General features: G+C 65.2%; 19 protein-coding genes, 1 pseudogene and 1 other annotated feature. Of the genes and pseudogenes, 10 read left to right on the top strand and 10 right to left on the bottom strand.

The window, feature by feature from the left end:
* Positions 1–4: 4 nt before the first annotated feature.
* A complete protein-coding gene (locus tag ACWF99_RS05725; protein ID WP_452534920.1) occupies positions 5–844 on the top strand; it encodes a DUF1206 domain-containing protein in 840 nt (279 codons plus the stop codon).
* 45 nt (positions 845–889) lie between these two features.
* Here the strand turns inward: ACWF99_RS05725 and ACWF99_RS05730 are convergent, their stop codons facing one another.
* A complete protein-coding gene (locus ACWF99_RS05730) occupies positions 890–1,336 on the bottom strand; it encodes a MarR family winged helix-turn-helix transcriptional regulator (protein ID WP_452534922.1) in 447 nt (148 codons plus the stop codon).
* A gap of 82 nt (positions 1,337–1,418) precedes the next feature.
* Between ACWF99_RS05730 and ACWF99_RS05735 the strand changes: the two genes are divergently transcribed.
* Both ACWF99_RS05735 and ACWF99_RS05740 read left to right on the top strand, forming a co-directional pair.
* A complete protein-coding gene (locus ACWF99_RS05735) occupies positions 1,419–1,793 on the top strand; it encodes a cupin domain-containing protein (RefSeq protein ID WP_452534924.1) in 375 nt (124 codons plus the stop codon).
* Between the two features lie 395 nt (positions 1,794–2,188).
* On the top strand, positions 2,189–2,491 hold the full coding sequence (locus tag ACWF99_RS05740) for a hypothetical protein (protein WP_378630688.1): 303 nt from the start codon (positions 2,189–2,191) through the stop codon (positions 2,489–2,491).
* A 250-nt stretch (positions 2,492–2,741) separates the two neighbouring features.
* Here the strand turns inward: ACWF99_RS05740 and ACWF99_RS05745 are convergent, their stop codons facing one another.
* Positions 2,742–2,879, bottom strand: coding sequence for a hypothetical protein (locus ACWF99_RS05745; protein ID WP_378630686.1), 138 nt, complete (start codon positions 2,877–2,879; stop codon positions 2,742–2,744).
* A gap of 50 nt (positions 2,880–2,929) precedes the next feature.
* Between ACWF99_RS05745 and ACWF99_RS05750 the strand changes: the two are divergent.
* Positions 2,930–4,162: pseudogene (locus ACWF99_RS05750) on the top strand (IS3 family transposase).
* Positions 3,199–3,327, top strand: a sequence feature (AL1L pseudoknot). Its footprint overlaps the pseudogene before it by 129 nt.
* 37 nt (positions 4,163–4,199) lie before the next feature.
* Here the strand turns inward: ACWF99_RS05750 and ACWF99_RS05755 are convergent.
* Complete coding sequence (locus tag ACWF99_RS05755; protein ID WP_452534925.1) at positions 4,200–4,793, bottom strand: tetratricopeptide repeat protein; 594 nt, start codon at positions 4,791–4,793, stop codon at positions 4,200–4,202.
* A gap of 723 nt (positions 4,794–5,516) precedes the next feature.
* On the opposite strand from ACWF99_RS05755, the gene ACWF99_RS05760 reads away from it, so the two are divergent.
* The 3 genes from ACWF99_RS05760 to ACWF99_RS05770 all read left to right on the top strand — a co-directional run bounded on the left by ACWF99_RS05760 (position 5,517) and on the right by ACWF99_RS05770 (position 8,522).
* Positions 5,517–5,777 (top strand): MmyB family transcriptional regulator, encoded by a 261-nt coding sequence (locus ACWF99_RS05760; protein ID WP_452534927.1) that lies wholly within the window; start codon positions 5,517–5,519, stop codon positions 5,775–5,777.
* A gap of 76 nt (positions 5,778–5,853) precedes the next feature.
* A complete protein-coding gene (locus ACWF99_RS05765; RefSeq protein ID WP_452534929.1) occupies positions 5,854–7,260 on the top strand; it encodes a lipase family protein in 1,407 nt (468 codons plus the stop codon).
* A 41-nt stretch (positions 7,261–7,301) separates the two neighbouring features.
* Positions 7,302–8,522, top strand: coding sequence for a PucR family transcriptional regulator (locus ACWF99_RS05770; protein WP_378630679.1), 1,221 nt, complete (start codon positions 7,302–7,304; stop codon positions 8,520–8,522).
* Positions 8,523–8,577: 55 nt separating this feature from the next.
* On the opposite strand, the gene ACWF99_RS05775 is transcribed toward ACWF99_RS05770, so the two are convergent.
* The 3 genes from ACWF99_RS05775 to ACWF99_RS05785 all read right to left on the bottom strand — a co-directional run bounded on the left by ACWF99_RS05775 (position 8,578) and on the right by ACWF99_RS05785 (position 11,480).
* The gene (locus ACWF99_RS05775) at positions 8,578–9,351 is read right to left on the bottom strand and encodes a sulfite exporter TauE/SafE family protein (protein ID WP_452534931.1); all 774 of its coding nucleotides are present in this window, start codon (positions 9,349–9,351) and stop codon (positions 8,578–8,580) included.
* A 230-nt stretch (positions 9,352–9,581) separates the two neighbouring features.
* The gene (locus ACWF99_RS05780) at positions 9,582–10,028 is read right to left on the bottom strand and encodes a hypothetical protein (protein WP_452534933.1); all 447 of its coding nucleotides are present in this window, start codon (positions 10,026–10,028) and stop codon (positions 9,582–9,584) included.
* A 234-nt stretch (positions 10,029–10,262) separates the two neighbouring features.
* The gene (locus tag ACWF99_RS05785) at positions 10,263–11,480 is read right to left on the bottom strand and encodes a lipase family protein (RefSeq protein ID WP_452534935.1); all 1,218 of its coding nucleotides are present in this window, start codon (positions 11,478–11,480) and stop codon (positions 10,263–10,265) included.
* Between the two features lie 118 nt (positions 11,481–11,598).
* Between ACWF99_RS05785 and ACWF99_RS05790 the strand changes: the two genes are divergently transcribed.
* Entirely contained in the window at positions 11,599–12,210 is a 612-nt protein-coding gene (locus ACWF99_RS05790; RefSeq protein WP_378660040.1) for a TetR family transcriptional regulator, read from the top strand.
* Positions 12,211–12,848: 638 nt separating this feature from the next.
* Positions 12,849–13,400, top strand: a complete 552-nt coding sequence (locus ACWF99_RS05795) for a S1 RNA-binding domain-containing protein (protein WP_452534936.1) — start codon at positions 12,849–12,851, stop codon at positions 13,398–13,400.
* Between the two features lie 12 nt (positions 13,401–13,412).
* Here the strand turns inward: ACWF99_RS05795 and ACWF99_RS05800 are convergent, their stop codons facing one another.
* From ACWF99_RS05800 to ACWF99_RS05810, 3 genes are all read right to left on the bottom strand, one after another.
* Complete coding sequence (locus tag ACWF99_RS05800; RefSeq protein WP_452534938.1) at positions 13,413–14,825, bottom strand: phytoene desaturase family protein; 1,413 nt, start codon at positions 14,823–14,825, stop codon at positions 13,413–13,415.
* A gap of 42 nt (positions 14,826–14,867) precedes the next feature.
* Positions 14,868–16,679, bottom strand: a complete 1,812-nt coding sequence (locus ACWF99_RS05805; protein ID WP_452534940.1) for a DUF3556 domain-containing protein — start codon at positions 16,677–16,679, stop codon at positions 14,868–14,870.
* 90 nt (positions 16,680–16,769) lie between these two features.
* Positions 16,770–18,212: a class I adenylate-forming enzyme family protein gene (locus ACWF99_RS05810; protein WP_452534942.1), complete on the bottom strand. Its 1,443-nt coding sequence runs from the start codon at positions 18,210–18,212 to the stop codon at positions 16,770–16,772.
* A gap of 161 nt (positions 18,213–18,373) precedes the next feature.
* Between ACWF99_RS05810 and ACWF99_RS05815 the strand changes: the two genes are divergently transcribed.
* Positions 18,374–19,654, top strand: a complete 1,281-nt coding sequence (locus tag ACWF99_RS05815) for a helix-turn-helix domain-containing protein (RefSeq protein WP_452534944.1) — start codon at positions 18,374–18,376, stop codon at positions 19,652–19,654.
* 105 nt (positions 19,655–19,759) lie between these two features.
* Here the strand turns inward: ACWF99_RS05815 and ACWF99_RS05820 are convergent, their stop codons facing one another.
* A complete protein-coding gene (locus ACWF99_RS05820; protein ID WP_452534946.1) occupies positions 19,760–20,482 on the bottom strand; it encodes a PaaX family transcriptional regulator C-terminal domain-containing protein in 723 nt (240 codons plus the stop codon).
* Positions 20,483–20,532 lie beyond the last annotated feature (50 nt).

Raw genomic sequence — 20,532 nt, forward strand, 5'->3', positions numbered from 1 at the left:
CACCATGCCGAACAACACCGTCTCCCCATCGTCGTACGACAACTCGTCCAGTGCCGTGGCCAAGGTGGCCCAGAACAGCGTCTTCGAACGATTCGCCCGCGCGGGCTTCGTCATGAGCGGCATCGTGCACCTGTTCATCGGCTACATCGCCATCCGGCTCGCCCTCGGCGGCGGAGGCGGAACCGCCGACCAATCGGGGGCCATGGCGGAACTGGCCGCCAAGCCGGGCGGTGTCCTCGCGCTCTGGGTCGGTGTCGTCGCGTTCTCGCTGATGGCGTTGTGGCGGCTCGCCGAAGCGGCACTCGGCAGCTCCTCCAGACCCGACTCCGACAGCAAGAAATCCGAGGCCGTCAATCGCGTCAAGGCATTCTCCCTCGCGGTGGTCTACCTCGGCTTCGCCGTCTCCGCATTCGGATTCGCCCGGGGCGCGGGCGAATCCAGTAGCGAGCAGAGTACGGGGATCACCGCTGCGATGATGCGATCGAGCGTGGGCACGATCGCCCTCGTCGCCGCCGGGCTCATCATCATCGCGATCGGCGGCTATCACGTCTACAAGGGCGCGACCCAGAGCTTCCTCGAAGACCTGCAAGGCTCCACGAGCAAGCTGGTTCGCCGGTTGGGCACGGTGGGATACATCGCGAAGGGGTTGGCCGTCGCGGCTATCGGATTGCTGGTGATACTCGCGGTCGGCCGATCCGATCCCAGCGAAGCCACCGGACTCGACGGAGCGTTCAAAACCCTGGGAGCACAGCCTTTCGGAGCTGTCTTGTTGATCGCGGCCGGCCTGGGCATCATCACCTACGGCTTCTACAGTTTCGCCATGGCGCGATACACCAAGATGTAACTGACTCTGGGTAGCGCCAGACCGGCCATCGACATATCGCTCGGCTCACAGCGGCCGGAAGGCACGTGGGTTAGCGGAATCGGTTGCGGCGTCAACGATCTCGCCGAGCACCGCCCGCACGGCGGCGATCTGATCCGCGCCCACCCGTGCGGTCAATCTCCGCTCGTAGTCCGCGTGGAAGGTCCGGACGGTGTCGAGCATGTCGCGCCCGCGCTCGGACAGCTGCAGCAGTTTGGCGCGCTTGTCATTCGGGTCGGCGCGGCGCTCGACATAACCTTGCCGGACCATCTCATCCACCACCTTGGCCGCACCCTGCGCGGTAATCCCCAGGTGCTCGCCCAACTGGCTCGCGGTGAGCGCGTTGTCCGCGAGTGTGCGCAGCACGTACCCGTACGAGGCGCCCAGCACCTGATGTCCGTGCCCGACCAGGTGTGCGTGTAACTCCTGCACGAACCCCTGGTAGGCCTGCCCGAGCAGTACCCCGAAATCCATGCTTGACTCCCTCCGTACCGATATGTTCAACTCAAGTTGTACACCATAGTTGAACACCTTGGTTGAACATCAGGAGTAGAGCATGCCACTCATCAAATCCGCCGACGCACCCACCCTCCAGGCCCCCCTCATGACCGCCATCGGATTGGCCGCTCCCAGCCGGGGTTCCAGCGAGAACAGCGTGTGGCGATTCACCCTCGAAGCGGGCAATCCCGGTCACGCGCACGCGGTGTCGCGTGAGGAGATCTTCATCGCGCTTTCCGGGAGGGCGCAGGTGATCATCGACGGCGAGATCGGCGAGCTTTGCGCCGGGGACGCCCTGGTCATCCCCGCGCACACCGTCTTTCACCTGAGCGTCCCGGGCGATGAGCCGTTCGAGGCGGTGGCGGTGCTGCCGGTTGGCGCGTACGCCCAGGCCCCCGGCGGCAATCGCGTCAGCCCGCCCTGGGCTCAGTAGCCCACGTACACAACCTCATTCACACCGCATGGGAGAGACCCATGGCACTCATCACCGCCGACCAGGCCCCGCGATTCGAGAACGGCCACGCCGACTTCGTCGGCCTGCCTGCCCCCAGCCGCGGTTCCACCGAGATCTGTGCCTGACGGGCTCAGCATCAAACCCGACGTCGATGCCCCGCCGTATGCCCTGGACCGCGAGGAGATCTTCATCGCGCGGGCTACCGTCGGTCTTCGTCAGTACAGCCGCAGTCGCCAGTTGTGCACCCAACTCGGCAGTTGAGTGCGTTCGTCGGCGAGGGTCGTGGCCGTTCGGGGCGCGCGGATCGCGGCAATATGGGCGTTGGCCAGGCGCCGAAGCGAATATCTCTCCACTCTGCGTAGCATCTGGTCATCATGAACGGCCAGGAGATCGTAGCTACGGGTTCGTGGCTGTATGCCGACATCGTTCTCATGCCGGTGTTCGTCGTCCGTCTCGACTACGATTTCTGGTACGAAGTTGCCCAGGACGAGGGCACACTCGCGGAGGGCGAGGAGCCGATCCTCGATTCGGCCGGGCATTCCTATTACGTGTCGTTCAAAGCCCTCCGCGACGATGCATCATTCTGGCCTGATTCCGGGCCGCACCGTTCGGTTGATGATGCGCGGATCACGGCAGAATCGAGGGTACCCTCTCCGATCACATGGCAGTTCTGGTGAATCACTTCCCTGAAAGATCATTGTTCGAAGCGTCACGATCCGTCGGGTACGCACGCCGCAGCCCGCACTGAAATCGGCAGTAGCGCAACCGTTTTCGCAATCCTCGCGATAATCCTGACTCGCGGACGCAGAGGTATGCGTGCCGGAGAGCAGCAGTGGTACTTGGCGTTTCACCGAAGACGCCCGGCTGCCGAAGCATGTGTGAAGGCGACAGCAGCCCACACTCGGTATCCACTCCTTCCGAACAGGTCTAGGCGTGTGGGGTGCCGGGGTCTATCGGCTGCCGCCAGACGAGCACAGCGACGGTCGCGGTGAGGATTGCCGCGGTGAGCGCGAAGGGTATCGGGATGAGGGGGTCGATGAGCACGAGTAGTCCCGCGGTGGGCATGAACCGTCACGGGTTGAAGACCGCTTCCTTCTTTGAGGAAGATGGTCATCATGTCCAAGCGTTACCCGCCCGAGGTTCGCGAGAAGGCTCTGAGGTTGGCCCTGGACCACCTCGACGAGTACCCGTCCGCATATGCCGCGGCGCAAGCGATCGGTCCGATGGTCGACGTGCATCCCGAAAGCCTGCGTCAGTGGATCCTGAAAGCCCAAGCGAGTCCGGGTAAGCCCGTTGCCGCGGCGAAGACCGCCGAGCAGCTCGAGCAGTTGCGTCGAGAGAACCGGGAACTGAAGCAGGCCAACGAGATCCTGAAGTTGGCGTCGGCTTTTTTCGCGCGGGAACTCGACCCGCGACACCGCTGATCGTCGGATTCATCGATCAATACCGCCAGGTCCACGGCGTCGAGTCGATCTGCCGCGCGCCCACCGAGCACGGCATCCAGATCGCGCCCCGGACCTACCGAAAAGCTAGATTCCGGCCGCCGTCGGCCCGCGATGTTACTGATGCCAACCTCGAACATGCACTGCGTGGGCTGGTCGGTAGCCCGGAGCAGATGTATGGGCGGCGGAAGATGACTCGCTATCTGCGTCGGCGCAGACACTCGGCAGCGTTTTGCACCGTCGACCGGCTCATGCGGGATTTGGGTATGAACGGCGTGGTCAGAGGTCGCCGCCACCGCACCACGATCCCCAGCAAGGACGGGATCCGTGCCGGTGACCGACTCAACCGCGACTTCGGTGCGCAGGCGCCGAATCTGGTGTGGGTTGCCGACTTCACCTACATCTCGACCTGGACGGGATGGGCGTATGTAACGTTCGTCTTCGATGTGTTCTCGAGATCGATCGTGGGATGGACCGTATCGTCGACGAAGACGGCCGCGTTTGGTGTCCAAGGCCCTTAACATGGCGATCTGGCGACGCGATCACTACGGACATCCGATCGAGCCCGGACTGATCCATCACTCCGACGCCGGCAGTCAATACACCTCGGTCATGTTCACCGAATCCCTTGCCTTGCAAGGACTGTCAGCCTCGTTCGGCAGCGTTGGCGATGCCTACGACAATGCACTCGCCGAGTCGATCATCGGCCTGTTCAAGACCGAAGTCATCCGTCGGCACGGCCCGTTCAAGACCGTTGCCGATGTCGAATTCGCGTTGATGGAGTGAGTCGACTGGTACAACAACGCTCGCCTGCATTCCCGGCTCGACTACCTCACCCCGGCCGAGTACGAGACTGCCTACTACGCTCAAAACCCGCCACGCCGACCGGCGCTGGTCAACTCCTGAAGCCGGTCTTCAACCCGTGACGGTTCACCGACGGTATTCAGCGGGAGTTGCGGAGCACCACATCGAGATTGTGCCGCAGGTCGACCACGATCGGATCGTCAGATCCATAGGCAACCAGGGCCGTGCGATAGGCCTGGTCCAGGATGAGTGCGGCCCGCTGCCTATCGCCCGACTTGAACAGGCCGGACCCGACCGCTTGGGCGGTGGCCAGCGTTTCGGGGTGATCGCTCCCGAGCCCCTCCTTCTTGGCCTCGAGAACCGTCAGGAGCAGAGGGATCCCCTCGGCCCACTCGTGCATGAGTAGCAGTGCGGAGCCCAGGTTGTGCGCGGCGCCCAGCGTGAGGGCATGGTTCGGGCCGAGGGCGCGAGTGGCGCGGTGGTGGGCGTCGCGATGCCGCGCGGCGGCATCGGGAAAGTTCCGCTGCTGGTAGCAGGCGGATCCGAGGGCGTCGATCACGGTGATCGTGAAGGGGTGCTCCGGTCCGATCTCGGCTTCGCAGTCGGCGAGCAGTTCGGTCAGTGCGGACTCGGCCGATCCGTGGCGGCCGGCGTCGAGCAACTGCAGCGCATCCCGCAGGCGCCGTTCGAGTTGCGCGGGAACGCGATTCGGTCGACGCCATGTGAATCTCAATGCGGCCTCCATCGCCGGGCGTTTTCTTCAGGGTAACCCGCCGCCGCCCCCGCATTCGGCGATTCGAATCGCGACCTCGAAAAGCGATGTCGTTGCGCTGCACCCACTTCGACGCGTTCCGCACACCCACCGACCGTGCCGATTGCGTACAGCGCAAGTCGCCGTCGCCGAATCCGCAGACACGTTGCGCGAGAGGCCGCGCCGAGCCTGCACCGAACCGGCGGTAGCGCTGGAGCGGATCGACGCCTCGGCTGAACGCGCCTATCAACGTCCGGCTCAACCGTGCCCGCGCCGCCGAAGACGGCGAACCACAGCAGGCTCACCACTGGCACCAGTCTTTCCCACTGTCCGACGTCCGCAACCGCATCCGCGGCAGCGTCGGCCGGAAACGCCGAGAAGCGTGTCAGATCGCTTGACGCCTCAGTGGTAGTCCACTGAGGAACTGGTTCATCCTTCGAGCTTTTGACTCGGCTGATCCAGTTGTTGTTCGCGCTTTCGCTGCTCGCTCTTCAAGAGTTCGACACGTTCAGCGAATTCAGCTAGAGCTGTCTCCGGCTCCTGAATGTGCTTGTACTGTGCTACGCCCAGTTGTAAGCTGCTGAGCTCCCCCTCAATAGAGTCAGCTGTCTGCTGGAGGTAGAATCCCCTTTCTCGAAATTTGAAATATCCAGTGAATCCAGAAGCGAGACCGACCGAAAAGGTTACGCAAACAAGGATCGTCTTTTGTATGCCTACGAGGCCGCCTACCTCTACGACCTCGCCCGCTCCGCGCGCAGACCCTCGCGCACCCGAGCACGGACCAAGCCCGTGGCCCAGCCCATGCAGCTACTCATCGACTCCATGGACGCCACACCGGTCATCGTCCACAACCGGTGCCTGGACGTGCTGGCCGCCAATCCGCTCGGGCGCGGTAGAGGATGTGGCGGCAGTGCTGGCGCGGTCAACCCCGAGCATCGGGCCAGCAAACCCGGTCGGACCTGGTGAAGTGCACTCGGATTCGGTTGTGCACACGCACTAATGTTGGCATTCACTGCTGGGATCGTGCCGAAGACTCCGCGCTGTGTCATGCGATGTTCTTGTTCGAGGTGCCGGGAGGCTTTCGACACTTCATGGCAATGACGCTGGAGGTTCAATGGGTAAGACTTGGTTGCGACACTGGACTGTCGCGACGCTATCTGCGGCAACTGTGCTGTTCAGTGCCGGTACTGCAGTGGGTGATCCCGCCGATATCGCATTCCCTCCAGACCAGAACCAACTGCCGCAACTACCGTCCGAACCGCAGATCTACGATCTGCTCCCGATTCCAACGCCCTCGGAAGACCCCTGGTACAACGACCCGGACGACCTTGCGTCCTACGCGCCCGGTCAGATCGTGCGCACCCGGGAGGTCCAGACTCGCCTGGCCGGCATCCCGTTCCCGGTTTACACCAAGCAACTGCTGTTTCGGTCCAACGATGTCCATGACAATCCCATCGTGACAGCCACGACCGTCATCATCCCGGGTATTCCGTGGCAGGGCAGTACACGGCCGGTGCTGTCGTTCCAGGAGGCCATCGACTCCACCAATTCCTCCTGCAATCCGTCCTACACGTTGCAGGTCGGCACGATGAAGGAATCCGCGCTCGCGATCTACTGGCTGATGCAAGGCTTCGCCCTCAACATCCCCGACTTCGACGGGAAGTTCAACACGTTCAACACCTTCGCCGAGGGCAAGATGGTCCTGGACAGCCTGCGCGCGGTGAAGAACGATGCGGGACTGGGTCTCGCTGATGCCGGCATCGCACTGTACGGGTACTCCGGCGGCGGCTCGGGATCGATTCGCGCAGCCGAACTGCGCGCCACCTACGCACCTGATGTGCGGCTGCTGGGTACGGCAGTGGGCGCCACCCCTGGCAGCCTCACAGGAATCGCGCGATACGCGGTGCAGCCGCAGACCGGACTCGCAGGGATCGGGAACTTCACCATGTGGCTCGGGCTCGTAGCCTTCGCGCGGGAATACCCGGACGTATTCCGGCCGGAGGAGTTGCTCACCGAGGAAGGCCAGCACCTACTCCGCGATTTCCAGTCTCGCTGCGTCATCACCCTCGCACCGTCAGGGATATACCGCCCACTCAGTGCGTACTTCAAACCGGGCAAATCACTGGAAACTGAACCCGCAATCATGCAAGTGCTGGAAGACAACAGTCTCGGCAAACACATACCGGACACCCCGATCCTGTGGTGGCACGGTATCTGGGACGAGGTCGTGCCGCCGTCGACAGTGCTGCCGACAGTGAACAAGTACTGGGACAGCGGTGCGGACCTGCGGTTCATCACCGTTCCCCTTCCTGAGCACGGGGTGAACGCTGTCACCGGCTGGATTCCGTCGGTAGCTTGGACCAGCGCGGTGTTGCGCGGCGTGCCTGCGGGCCCGACGTTCAATCTCGGGTTCCCCGCACCGCTGCCCGAAGGCTTCCCTGGCTCTTGAACCAATAGGTCGACGCGGGTATCGGCACCGTAGGAGGGCACATGACCCAGATGTATTCCCCCGAGCCCGGGCTCGCGCGCGACAAGCGGTGGCAGCAGGTCGTCGAGCGGACGCACGCCAAAGCGGCAGGCTTGGCAACCACCCTCAAGACCGATGATCTGCTGCCCCACTCCATGCTGGACGCGGACTTCGTACCCAGCGTCCAACTCAACATTGCACTGTTCTTCCGGTCGCTCACCGTGGACCACGAGCTGTCCAGGCAAGACACTCTCCCGATCGTCGAGCGGGCGATGCGGCTGGTCCGTGACGGTATGTCCCTCGAGGAGATCCTGACCAACTACCGGGTCGGCACCGCATTCCTGTGGACTCAGTCCATCTCGGCCCTCGAACCGGACGAGTACCCGCTACTGCCCGAACTCGGGCTGCACCTGACCAACTACCTCAACCTGGTAGTCACACACATCGCCACCGCTCTCATCGAGGACAGCCGCCAGCCACGCTGGGACATCCTGGAACGCCAAGGCGAGATCGCCGCGGACCTGCTAGCCGGACGCGAGATCACCGGCTGGACAGGCGCACCCGAAATCCACATCGCGGAATCATTTCTCGTTGCCGCGGTACGGCTCGGCGAACCCGCACCCGGAACCCTCACCGCACTGCGTAACCGGCTCGGGCAGCTCCCGGGCACCTTCCTCTACCGCGACAACGGCGGCTGGATCGCGCTCGTCCCCCTGCGCCCGGTAGACGAAGGCGATCCGGCGGCTGCGCTGGCCAACCGAATCGGGTTGTCCAGCAAGACTGTTCAGCCCGAATGCTGGATCGGCGTAGCGACCGCCTTCACCCGGGCGGATATCCCCGCGGCCTATACCGAAGCGCACACCGTCGCCGAGACCGCCCGCGCCCTTGCCCGGCCCGAAACGATCTGCACCCGAAAGCACATGATGTTCGAATACTCCGTGGCGGCAGGCGGAGCCACCCTCACAGCCCTGGCCGCGCTGCTCGATCCGCTCGCCGAGCACCCTGCGCTGCTAGAGACACTCGATGCGTTCATAGACAGCGAGTTCAACCACAACGCCGCCGCCCAGGCACTGTTCATCCACCGCAACACCGTCACCTACCGGCTCTCCCGCATCACCGAACTGAGCGGCTACGACCCCCTGCTGCCCAGCGGAATTTCCACTCTCATGGCCGCGCGGGTCGCCCAGCGCATCGTCACCTACCCCGCTCACACCACGGATCCTCATCGGCGCCGCCCTGATTGATCCCGTGGTCTGAGTTTCGATGTCCTCGCGGCATGACCGTATGTCCGAAGGTTCCTCAGAGTGCTTGTGCGGCATAGATTCCCGCCGTTGCGATAGCCACCCCGCCCAGGGTGAAGCGCAGTCCTCGTTCGGGTAGTCGAGGTTGCAGGTGCGCGCCGAGATATCCGCCGACCAGGCCGCCGATCCCGCAGCTCAGTCCGATCGCCCAGGCCGGGGCGATGTCCGTGCCACCGGTCGCCACAGCGAGGCCGAGATAGGTGGCCGCGCCCGCGATCGAAGTCAGGAGCGTCGAGGTCAACGCCGCCGGTGCGACATCGGCCAAGGGAACACCCCGGCCGACCAGGATCGGGCTGAGCAACGATCCACCACCGATTCCATAGATCCCGCCGACGACACCGACTGCCAGCGCCGTGGCGGTGATGAATCGGGTGGACGGCCGCGGCCTGTCGTCCCCGGTCCGAGTGGCCGTACGCAAACATAGCCATACCCCGAGAGGCATGAGCAGTGCCGCCGCGATGAGCTTGAACACGCCCGCACTCGGGACCAGGAAGACTCGGATGATCGCGCCGACTACGACGCCGGGCAGTGTGCCTGCCAGCAGGATTTGAGTCAGCGGGCTGCGTAGCGGACCACGGCGGCTGTAGCGCCGCAATGCGCCCGGTATCGACACCACATTGAACAACAGATTCGTCGGAGTCACCGCCGGGCTGGGCACTCCCAACACGCTGATCTGCACCGGCAGCAGGAACACCGCACCCGACACCCCGACCGGTGCGGTGAGCGCCGCGACGACCAGCCCCGCCACGAACCCTGCCACCAGCACATTCACTCGCCGAACTATCCCAGCTCGCTACCGGGTCTGGATCCCTTAGCCTCCGGGTGCGTCGAATTCAGAGCACCGTGTGGGCCGAGTGAGGCAGGCACGATCATCGGCAGTTGAGTGCGTTCGCCGGCGCGGGTCGTGGCCGTCCGGGGTCGCGCGGATCGCGGCATTATCGTGCGTTCAGCCCGACCTGAAGAAGGTCGAATCACGCCCGTTCCGCAGATTAGTGGCCACGATCACTCCTGGTAAAAGTCCTCGTCATCCGAGTAGTACCAGGAGAAGGAAGCTCTAGCGGCCGGATTCGCCTCCACCACTATCCGATTCACGGCTGTCTGTACCGACTCATGCCAACTGTAGATTGCACGTCCGGGATAGCGTTCCCGGACGGTGTCGTAGTCGAGGTCGGCAGTCGAGCCCTGCATCAACCATCGGCCGTCGTCAGTGGGCGTGAGCTGTCCGTGATTCGGCTCGAGTCCCTCCTGCTTCATCAGTGCACGAACCGCGGGCAGCACCAGGTTGGACTGCTGCGTAGTGAGCGGTTCCCAGACCCGGAACTCGAAACGAAATAGGTTGTTCATGAGCACGGACGTTAGCGTGGTCAGCCGACAACCCCGGGCCGGATACGGTCGACGATTTTCGGCACCGTCAGCCGCCAATTCACGGTCATCGGCATTATCGCTCACTCGACCTGACTCAAGTCAGACCGACCGATTGCCGCGCTACAAAGGCCTTACACGACGAGCGTGCACTGCCCGGCGGCCAGGAGACCCGTTCGGCGGTCGATCTTCTGCAGACCCCATGGTGGCCTCGGACCGCAGGTCGCGGCACTTTCTTGCGTCCGTTGCCACTGCGCCGACCGTCGCTTGCGGCCCGGTGCTGGTGGGCAGCTTCGCAGCGATACCTGTACGAGCGTGCGCTCAGCAGTCACTCGGACCTGGTTTTCCGTCGAAGCGCTCAGCCAGATACTGCACGGCCGCTTGATGATTCACGATCTCCTCGGAGATGTGTTCGGTGATCGGACTGCGCACGATCCGAACAGGCGTGCCGCCCGAGCACCATGCGCGTATCGCCGTGTCCGCTTGTCCGACCGGGATGACTTCATCGAGATTGCCGTGGTAGCTGAAGACCGGTGCCGTGGGCGCGGCACCACCCAACGCGTGGCGGCGCAGCGCGGCGGCAGGACCCGGCTGCGCAATCGGGTCGGGCGCCTGCGTGTAGTCACCGAGCTTGCGCAGCGAGTACGAAGTAATCACCTCCACGCAGGAGGACCGCATCACCGCGAGCATGGCGCGCCCCTGCTCGTTCAACATTTCCTCGATGCCCGCTTCGGGATGCTCGGCGGACAGACCGGCGAGTCCGGCCAGCATCAGACCACTGAAGAGGTGCCCGTCCAGATTCCGGGCGACCACTGCCGGATCGGCAGGAAGCCCACCGAGCGCCACGCCTTTCAGAGCCACCTCGGGTGCGTAGGTCGGTTGTAGCTGGGCGGCCCATCCGGTGGGCTGCGCGCCACCGGAGTAGCCATCCAACGCCCAGGGGTTGGCCGCACCGATACCGCCTGCCCCGGAGTTGCGCACCGCGCGAATGCCGTCGAGCACGATGTGTCCCCCGGAAACCCCTGCCATAAAGGCTGAGCGCGGACCCTCGTGGTCGGGTATGGCCACCGCCCAGTTCCGATCCAGGAACAGCCCAGGGTTGCCCGAGGCGATCGACATCGACACCGACGGCGCGCACTGCCGACCGGCGGAATCCTGTGCGAACTGCTGCGACACCACAGGCCGTGCGCCGGGGCCGGTCCATTCGGCGATCGGAACGATCAAGGTCGTAATCGCCATGATCGCTTCGTTATCGGTGTCGTTGCTGCGATAGGAAATCTGCCAGCCTCGGGTATCCGGGATCGCCTTGCCGTCAAGCACAGGGGTTGCCGCGCGTGAGCCGATGATCTGGCCGGGCCGCAGCGAAGCCAGATCGGCCGGCGGTCGCCGAAATGGATCCTGTTCCACCGCCGCCGCATCGGCGCCGGGGGTATCGGGGGTGGCGGCCGCGAACTGAGGCGCTACGCCGAGTACAAGCGCGGCGGTCGCGGCGGCGGCGACCCGCCGCCAGAGCACACAGACGGGGGCACTGACACGCATTTTCTACCTACTCCTCGCACAGTCGTCGGCAAGCGCCCGAGTAGCCGCACACCTGATCGACATAGGCTGCCTATCATGGCAGCGACTGTCACCGTTGGCAATTGCTACCGTATGCGCTGTGGCCATCAAAGACCTTCGTGAAGTGAGTCGTAGCGCGATCCGTGCGAGGGTCGCCGAGGTGGCCGAGGAGATGTTTCTGGCCGACGGCTTCGAGTCCACCACCGTCGATGCGATCGCGGCAGCTGTGGGCATGTCGCAACGCACCTTCTTCCGTTACTTCCCGTCCAAGGACGACCTGGTCCTGCACAACTTCGAGCAGCTGGGCGAGAATCTGTCCGAGCGTCTGACGCGACGCCCGCCCGAGGAATCGGACTGGGTTGCGCTACGCCACTCCTTCGACGTTGTCGCCGAGCAGTTCTCCGACCCGCACAGACGCGCCCGCGGCCTGATGATTCAGCAGATCATCGACAACAGCACCGCGCTGCTGCCCGGCTACCTGGAGAAAATCGCGCGAATCCAGCACCGACTGGCAGCGGTTTTGCAAGCCCGCCGACTCGCAACCGCACCCGATGCCCACGTCGACGATGCTCTCCTCCACGCGTTGATCGGTGCGGCATTCGCCTGTCTGCAAGCTGTCGTCTCCGAAGCAGCGAATTCGACCGAGGGAACCGACTTCGTCGCACGGCTGGACTCGATAATGTCTGCGATTCACCCCGAGCCCGGCCGCTGAGCGGCAACGTCGGCGGTAGTCAGGCGAAGTCCCTGGTCTTAATCGCGGTTCCGACAACACATCTTCGGCAGAAGAGTGCGTTCGGCGCTGGTGCCGCGGCCCTCGGGATCGCGCGGGTCGCGGCATGAGCGGATGATCAGCAGTAGCGGGAGACGACCATGGAGCTCACAGCGGGCGGCGGGCAACACACTCCGGGCAGCGTTCCCACCAATCGGGAATGGGATGTGGCCACGGGAATCCGTGGGGTAGTACCCGCACGTCTGTGCCACATTCGGGTTGACTACTTCCTGCGGCCACCGCATGAGCGATAGGTGGTCCGTCGCTGACGATCTTGATGTTCGTGTAGTCCCCGGCCTTTATGGGTTGTGCGGGGTCAGCGGCGAATGCCCGCATATTCCCATGGAACCAGGTTTCGAATTCCATGATCGGATCGTAGCGGCGATGTGGCCGATGAAGTGGCCGATATTCGGCAGATGCGGACGTTCGTGGTAGCGGGCCCAGCGGTATGAGAGTGCGTCGGGCCGCCAGCATTCGTGAGGTTTCGCGAAGAATGGAAGCTCCTCCGGAGGCGACCAATCCATGAGCGACGTTCCGCACGGTCGATGGACGGGCTGAGCGCGTCATGAAAGGCTGGACAGATGGACTGGCGGGCCGAGAGCCCCGAACTCTGGACGTTCCTGGGATCATTGCGGTGCGGCGAGATCCTTTCCGGCACCGTCACAGCGATTGAATCGTTCGGCGTGTTCGTGGCGCTCGACGATGGCCCCCCGCATCCGCTCTACCCGGGCGCCGGGTTCATCACGTTCCCAGAATTGTCGTGGAGGCGTTTCGAGGCTGCATCCGACGTTGTTCAGGTCGGGCAGCGTGTTTCGGGTGAATTCCTGCAGTTCGATACCTGGAATGCCGAGGCCAGACTATCTCTACGAGCGATGCGGCCCGACCCCTTCGTTGCCTTTGCCGAGCGCACCACCGTCGGCAGAGAACTACACGGGCACGTCACCCAACTGGTGCCCTTCGGCGTCTTTGTCCGAGTGGCGGATGGGATCGAGGGGCTGATTCGTCGCCGAGACCTCACCCTGCCAGCGGACGAGGTCGTCCAGATCGGGGACGGTGTCACGGTCGTTGTCACCCATGTCGACCGAGAAAAACGTCAGCTGTTCCTCTCCCGACAAACCGCCGGCCAGCTCTGAGCTTCGAGCTGGTTACCGCAGTCGTCGCAAAGCTCGTTCGGCGGCGTTGGCCCCGCACATGCCGTGTGCGCCGGGGCCGGGTGGGGTCGCCGCCGAGCACAGGTAGTGGCCTGGGAGGCCGGTGTCGTAGGGCTGCAAGGTTTTTCGGGGGCCGAAGACCAGCTGCGGGATGTTCTTGGCGCCGGTCATGATGTTGCCGCCGACGTAGTTGGGGTTGTAGTCGGCGAATTCCGTGGTGGTGCGGGTGGTCAGGCTGACTACGCGGTCTCGGAAGCCTGGTGCGAAGCGTTCGATCTGGGCGATGATCGCTTCGGTGGCGTCGCCGGTGTAGCCGTTGGGGACGTGCGCGTAGGTCCAGACGGGGTGCACCGATCCTGCGGATCGCTGAGAGTCGGCGAGGTATTGCTGGCCGACCAGGACGAAGGGGCGCTGGGGCATTCGGCCGACGTGGATGTCACGTTCGCCGGCGGCGATCTCGGCGAAGGAGCCGCCCAGGTGCACTGTGCCCGCGCGACGGGCGGCCTCGGTAGTCCATGGGATGCCGCCGTCGACAGCGAAGTCGACCTTGAAAGCGCCGGGGCCGTAGCGGAACCGGTTGTAGGCACGTGTAATTCGAGTGGGGAGTCGGTCTGCGAGGATCTCCGCGACCGCGGTCGGGGCGAGGTCCCAGATGGTGATGTCGGATGGCGGCAGGTCGGCCACCGAGCGCACGCGGACGCCGGTCTCGACCTTTCCGCCGTGGTCGGCCAGTACCGCGACCATGCTGTCGGCGATCTGCTGGGATCCGCCGACCGCGACCGCCCAGCCGTATCGGTGTCCCGCCGTCAGGATGCCGAGCCCGACACTGGCGCTCAACGGGCGTTCGAGGGGCTGGAAGGCGTGTGCGGCGACGCCGCCGAACAGTGCCCGTCCCGCTTCGGTGCGAAAAGCTCGTGCGAGCAGCGTGGCGGGCGCGGTCGCCGGAATGCCGAAGCGTGCCAGGCGGATCGGATGGCGAGGAATGCGCAGCAGTGGTCGCATGATGTCGGCGTCGAATATGTCGTAGTCGGCGACCGGGCGTTCGAACAGCGTGCGCCACAGCCGTTCGTCGGCGCCGAGGCCCGCGGCGGTCTCGGTGACCGAGCGGTGCAGCACACCGGCGGTGCCGTCGTCGAGAGGGTGGACGCAGTCGAGTTCCGACCACGCCCACCGCAATCCGTACCGTTCCAGGTCGATGCGCCGCAGGAACGGCGAGCCCACGGCCATCGGGTGGATGGCCGAGCAGTGGTCGTGCAGCAGACCGGGCAGGATCGCCTCGCTCGAGCGGGTGCCGCCGCCGATCGTGTCGGCCGCTTCGAGGACCGTCACCTCCACACCCGCACGGGCCAGGGTGATGGCCGCGGCCAGCCCGTTGGGGCCGCTGCCGACCACTGTCGCCGTTGTCATCGACGTGCCTTTCTCTTGTTCGGGATATCGTCCGGTGCTCGGCTATTCGGCCGGAGCCACCACGCCCTGCTGCGGTGCGGCGACCGCGCCGGTGACGTCTTCACGCCGCCAGGTCACGGTGTGGGCGATGGGACCGTCCGGCAGCCACGGCAGCGCCTCGACCGCGTCGGCCACCTCCCATGTTCCGCGTTCGATGACGCCCAGCGCCGCGTCGACCACCATGTATTGCTGCGTGCTCTTGTGCACCGGCTGCGACTCCACCCACACCACGATCCATTCTCCCGGAGCGAAGCAGACCCGTGCCTGCACCGCGTCGATCAGGTCGAGATTGTGCAGGTGACCGTCACCGAAGTTGAAGCCGATCAGCGAGTTGCAGGCGAACTCGGCTTCGCGCACGGTCCAGCGATCGATGTCGGGAAGGTGCTTGTACAGCAGGGAGAACAGGCCGCGGCCCTGACTGTGCATGGAACGCCAGGCGATGGTCTGCTGCATGGTGATCTCGGCGACCGCGGGCGGGTAGCCCATGGCCAGCAGCTGGTCGACCTGGTTGTCGGCGGGGCGGTGCGCGATGGTGTTGAGCTTCGCCTCGGCCCCCGGTGCGAAGGCCCACAGCGCCGAGGCCCAGTTGCCGGCGTACTGACGCATGGACGGCAGGAACGACACCAGGTCGGGGCGCAGGTTACCCAGCACGGGGAAGAAGGCGAGCCCTGCCGCGATCGCCACCGTCAACCATGGCGACGACATGTCGAAGACGCCGTACCCGTCCGAATTCGGGAAGCCGAGGAACAGGAACACGGTGAGGTAGGCGAACAGGATGTTCCACTCCAGCGGCACGGCCAGCGGGAAGGTGGAGGTGATGAACAGGTGGAAGATGACCATCATCGCGACCCCGGCCAGGGTCAGCCAGTGGTTCGTCGAGAACAGCAGCACGATCGGGGTGAGCACCTCCACGGCGGTACCACCGACATGGGCCATGAACGACGCCACCCGCGACGGGCGGATATCGTGCGGAAAGTCGCGGTAGTGGGCGCGTTTGATCGACCGGAACGGCATCGCCGGGCTGTTGGACACCATCGGGGGCACCACATTGGTGAAGTGCTTGCCGAACTTCGAGACGCCCGCACCGACCCACACGATCACGATCAGCAGCTTGGCCGCGATGATCATGTCGGTGAACGGCAGCACCGCGAAGAACAGCAGCGCGGGCAGATATTGCTCGCCGCGAGCCGCCAGGAAGATCGTCTTGTCGCGCAGCCCGCACAGGATGTAGAGCACGATCGGCGCGATCAGCAGCACGGGCCGGACCAGCCCGGAGGTGTTGTCCGGCAGCGCTTCCAGCAGTGCGGCGGTGGTCCGGCCCGGTGCGACCAGGGCGATCACCAGCGAGGCGAGAAAGCCCAGGTACAAGACCACGTCGAGGGCGGTACGCGAGTCACCGTTGGTGAACGGCACCCGATACCAGGGCCGCAATCGAATACTTCCCCGGCGGGCGAAGTACAGGATGCCGCCGGTCATGGGCTTGAACTTGCCTGCCAGCGGCCCCCAGGAGCCCGCGACGCCGACGGCTTCGAGCAGCACCGTCCACAGGACCAGCTTCTGGTAGACCACCGGCTGGTTCCACCACTGCGCCACATCCCAGAACGGTCCGGTGCCCGAGGTGGCCGTCGCGATCGCGATGCCGCCGATGATGTAGAGCACGAGCACTTTCACGAGGTACACGGTGTGGATCATCTTCGGCGTACCGAATCCGTATTCCGCCCAGTGCAATGCCAGCGTCCGCATACGTTCGCGCAGCGGCAGATCCAAGAATGTCTCGGTGTCCACCGGCGGGAAGTCTCCCGTCTTGAATCCCATGGCTCGATCCCTTTCTTCCGGCTTCCGGGCGCGAGTGATCGCGACCGAAAGACTGTCTTTCGTTCGAAGTGAATTGGGGTGCTGAACAGTTCAGGTGCGCGCGGCCAGAAGCCGCAGCTGCTTCTTGTCGATCTTGCCGACCGGATTGCGTGGCATCTCCGCGGTCAACACGATCGCGGCGGGAACCTTGAACGCCGCGAGTTCCGCGCGGCAGTGCTCGATCAGCTCTTCGGCGGTGACCGTGGCCTGTGGTGCGGCGACCACGTGGGCGACCGGTACCTCGCCCAGCACGGCGTCGGGCACACCGACGACCGCGGCTTCGTGGACGGCGGGGTGGCGGTAGAGCGCGTTCTCGATTTCCTTGGGGTACAGGTTCTCCCCCGCCCGGATGATCATGTCCTTGATCCGGTCGACCAGCACCAGGTAGCCGTCGGCGTCGAAATAGCCGACATCGCCGGTGTGCAACCAACCGTCCACGACGGTCTTCGCCGTCTCCGTCGGCCTGCCGAGATAGCCGCGCATCACGTTCGCTCCGCGAATGACGACTTCGCCGGGTTCACCGGGCGCCGACAACGCGCCGTCGATATCCATGATCGCCACGGTCTGACCGGGCAGCGGAATCCCGACGGTTCCCGGCTTGCGTTGGCCCGCTACGGGATTGAGAGTCGACGCACAGGTTCCCTCGGACAGACCGTAACCCTCGACAATCGGCACACCGAATCGCTGCTCGAACCGGGCGATGAGCTCGCCGGGCATCGGCGCGGCACCGCAGATCGCCAAGCGCAACGAGGAATTGTCGGGACGAGGACCGTCGGGCTGGGCCACCAGCATCGCGTAGATCGCGGGCACCGCCGAGAAATACGTGGGTCGGACCCACTCGACCGTGTCGAAAAGGCCTGAGGCGGAGAACTTTCCGGCGATAGTGGTGCGTCCGCCCGCCAGCAACGGCGACAGCACACTGACCACGATTCCGTTGACGTGGAACAGCGGCAGGATCAGCAGGCTGTGGTCCGTCTCGTTCAGGCCGAGCGAGTCGATGATCATCGAGCACATGGCGGCGAGGTTCTCGTGACCGAGCAGCACACCCTTGGGCCTGCCTGTGGTGCCGCTGGTGTAGATGATCAGGGCGAGATCGTCGGAGGACGTGGTCGCCGCGACGGGGCCGGCGTGCTCGGCCAGGTCCGCGATGTCGAGAGTGATTGCGGGCCTACCGGGTTCACCGATGACGACGGCGGCGCCGGAGTCTTCGACCTGGTATCGGATGTCGTCGTCGGTGAGCCCGGGGTTCACGGGAGTGACCGCGGCGCCGAGCCGCCAGGCCGCGAACAGGGCCACCACGAGGTCTACCCGGTTGGGCAGCACCACCGCGACGACGTCGTCGGGCCGCACGCCCTCTCGATGCAGGACCGAGGCGGCGGCGTCGACCCGAGCGTGGAACTGCGCGTTGGACAGGGTGACGGTGTCGTCGGCGATGCAGTGTCCGTGCGGGTCGGCAGCGGCTCTGACCTCGGGCAATTCGGCGATGTGTCGCATGATTCCTCACCAGTGGCGAATGTGATCTGGGTTACATCACTCACGGTAGGGCGCGGATGAGGTGCCGACTACGGGCCAGCAGCCCAGCGTTGGGCCGACGTGTTGTGCCACGGGCACAAACCGCGCCACACACGCGAGCGTCGGGGGTACTGTCTGCGGCCATGGCCCACGACAACGATCCACTGGTGCGTGCGGTGGCGGGCCGGATCAAAGCCGACCTGGACCACCTGTCACCGCGGATGACCACGATGTTCACCGAGGTCATCCCCGAATTCCGGCACGACGACGAAGTGCGCAGGCTGATGGTGGCCAGCACCGAGTCCAACCTGTCCGCGATCCTGGACATGCTCACCCTGGCCATCGGCCTCGACGACATCACCGTGCCACCCGCCGCCGCCGAATACGCCCGCCGCTTCGCCCAGCACGACCTGTCGCTCGAGGCACTGCTGCGCGCCTACCGGCTCGGCGAGAACATGTTCGTCCAGTGGACGATGACGCTGCTGGCCGAACTGAACCCGCCCACCGACGTCGCGATGGCCACCGCGGCCCGCATCGCCTACCTGGTCAACAGCTATATCGACCAGGTGATCGAGGGCTTGATCGATATCTACGAGAGCGAGCGCCGCCGCTGGGACGCGCGCACCGACGCCGCCCGCGCCGCGCAGGTGCGCGCCGTCGTCGACGCCGACGATCTGGATGTGGGCTCGGCCGAGCAGATGCTGTCGGCTTCCCTGCGCGGCTGGCACCAGTTCGCGACGCTGTGGACACCACCGGGAACCCGCGACCCTCGCGCGTCCCTGCGCGGGGGCACCGCCCTGCTGGCCACCGCCACCGGCAAGACGCCGATGACCGTGGAAGTCGACGATCACAACCGGTGGGTGTGGATCTCGTCGGTGGCCCGGCCCGTGCTCGACACCGAACAGCTCGCCCACGATCTGCGCGCCCATCCGAATCTGTCCATCACCCTGGGCGATCCGGCCACCGGCCTCGAAGGATTCCGCCAGACCTTCCGTGACGCACAGCAAGCCCGCGCCGTCGCACTGACCAGGCGAGAGCACGGACTCACCGTCCATGCCGACGTGGCGTTGACCGCCCTGTTCGCCGACCGGGTGCCCGAGATGAGGGTGTGGGCCGAGCGCGTGCTCGGCGCACTGCTGGGCACCGACGAGACAGCAGCACGGCTACGCGAGACCGTCCGCGCGTTCCTCGACGCCCGTGGCAGCTACACCGACGCCGCCGCCCGGCTCCACGTCCACAAGAACACCGTCCACTACCGGGTGCGCAAAGCCGAAGAGCTGCTCGGACATCCGCTCGGCGAGCGCAGGCTCGATATCGAAGTGGCCCTGCTGACCTGCGCCCAACTGGGCATACCCGAGGCTCCTCGCGACCCACGGCGAAACCGTCGCAGGTCAGCCGAGACGGCAGCGGACGACGCGACCTGACCACCAGTTGTTCACCGAGACCTTCGATTTCGGCAAGGCCGTCGACTACTGCGCCGGTGAGAACGGCCCCCGCAGTTGCCCTGACCTGGCGGCGCCGGGAACCGACTACACGTCGAGTTGACTGATCCAGGCGAGATAGGCCGAGGTCTGTGCCCGGAGATCGTCGACCGGCCAGCCATCGGGCTGCAACGCTGCCGGAAGCGCGGGGTCGGAGGTGAGCAGATCGAGCGCGGCGCTCACGACCGCGAATCTTGCTGCCGGGTCGGGGTTTTCGATGTCGTCGAGCAGGGCGCGCCCGCGTGCCGACCAATCGGTCAGAGACCACAGCGCGGCGGTTAGTTCGACCGGGTTCTCGACCGGCCGGAGGCGGAACTGGAGTGTGGTGGCGGCCAGGTCCACGGGCAGCTCGCGGACGAGGTTGGCCGGCCGCAGCCAGACTCCCTCGCGAAGTTCGGCCAGGCGAAGCGAGAGCAGCCTGGCGCGCAGGGCCGCGCGCTCGGACGAAGGCCGTCCGGCGGCCGTGATGACGACCTGCTCCCAGTCGCCGTCCCAGGGTCGAACGGGCGGGGCGGCGAGTTCGGCCCGACGTGCACGCAGGGCGGGGTCGAGCGTGTAAGCGCGCTGTTCGCGGATCAGCTCGCCCGCGGCGACCATCCTCGACACCGCGACACGCACCGTTGCCTCCGGATAGCCGACAGCGGTCGTGGCAGCGCAGATTTCGCTCGAGGTGGTCGTCGGTGACTCGGCCGCTATCAGAATCCGGATAATCGCCGAACGGGCCGACACCGGACGGACCCGTGCGTCGAAGCCGGTAGGAGCGGATTTCACGAGCCCGAGTCTACATATTTCACTATTGCCGCGACTGTCATAAAACTGTA

The sequence above is a fragment of the Nocardia sp. NPDC055002 genome (assembly GCF_053608825.1).

Coding starts and splice junctions, on each gene's coding strand:
- ACWF99_RS05725 (WP_452534920.1), top strand. CDS start 5: ATGCCGAACAACACCGTCTCCCCATCGTCGTACGACAACTCGTCCAGT.
- ACWF99_RS05730 (WP_452534922.1), bottom strand. CDS start 1,336: ATGGATTTCGGGGTACTGCTCGGGCAGGCCTACCAGGGGTTCGTGCAG.
- ACWF99_RS05735 (WP_452534924.1), top strand. CDS start 1,419: ATGCCACTCATCAAATCCGCCGACGCACCCACCCTCCAGGCCCCCCTC.
- ACWF99_RS05740 (WP_378630688.1), top strand. CDS start 2,189: ATGAACGGCCAGGAGATCGTAGCTACGGGTTCGTGGCTGTATGCCGAC.
- ACWF99_RS05745 (WP_378630686.1), bottom strand. CDS start 2,879: ATGCCCACCGCGGGACTACTCGTGCTCATCGACCCCCTCATCCCGATA.
- ACWF99_RS05770 (WP_378630679.1), top strand. CDS start 7,302: ATGACCCAGATGTATTCCCCCGAGCCCGGGCTCGCGCGCGACAAGCGG.
- ACWF99_RS05785 (WP_452534935.1), bottom strand. CDS start 11,480: ATGCGTGTCAGTGCCCCCGTCTGTGTGCTCTGGCGGCGGGTCGCCGCC.
- ACWF99_RS05795 (WP_452534936.1), top strand. CDS start 12,849: ATGGACTGGCGGGCCGAGAGCCCCGAACTCTGGACGTTCCTGGGATCA.
- ACWF99_RS05800 (WP_452534938.1), bottom strand. CDS start 14,825: ATGACAACGGCGACAGTGGTCGGCAGCGGCCCCAACGGGCTGGCCGCG.
- ACWF99_RS05805 (WP_452534940.1), bottom strand. CDS start 16,679: ATGGGATTCAAGACGGGAGACTTCCCGCCGGTGGACACCGAGACATTC.
- ACWF99_RS05810 (WP_452534942.1), bottom strand. CDS start 18,212: ATGCGACACATCGCCGAATTGCCCGAGGTCAGAGCCGCTGCCGACCCG.
- ACWF99_RS05815 (WP_452534944.1), top strand. CDS start 18,374: ATGGCCCACGACAACGATCCACTGGTGCGTGCGGTGGCGGGCCGGATC.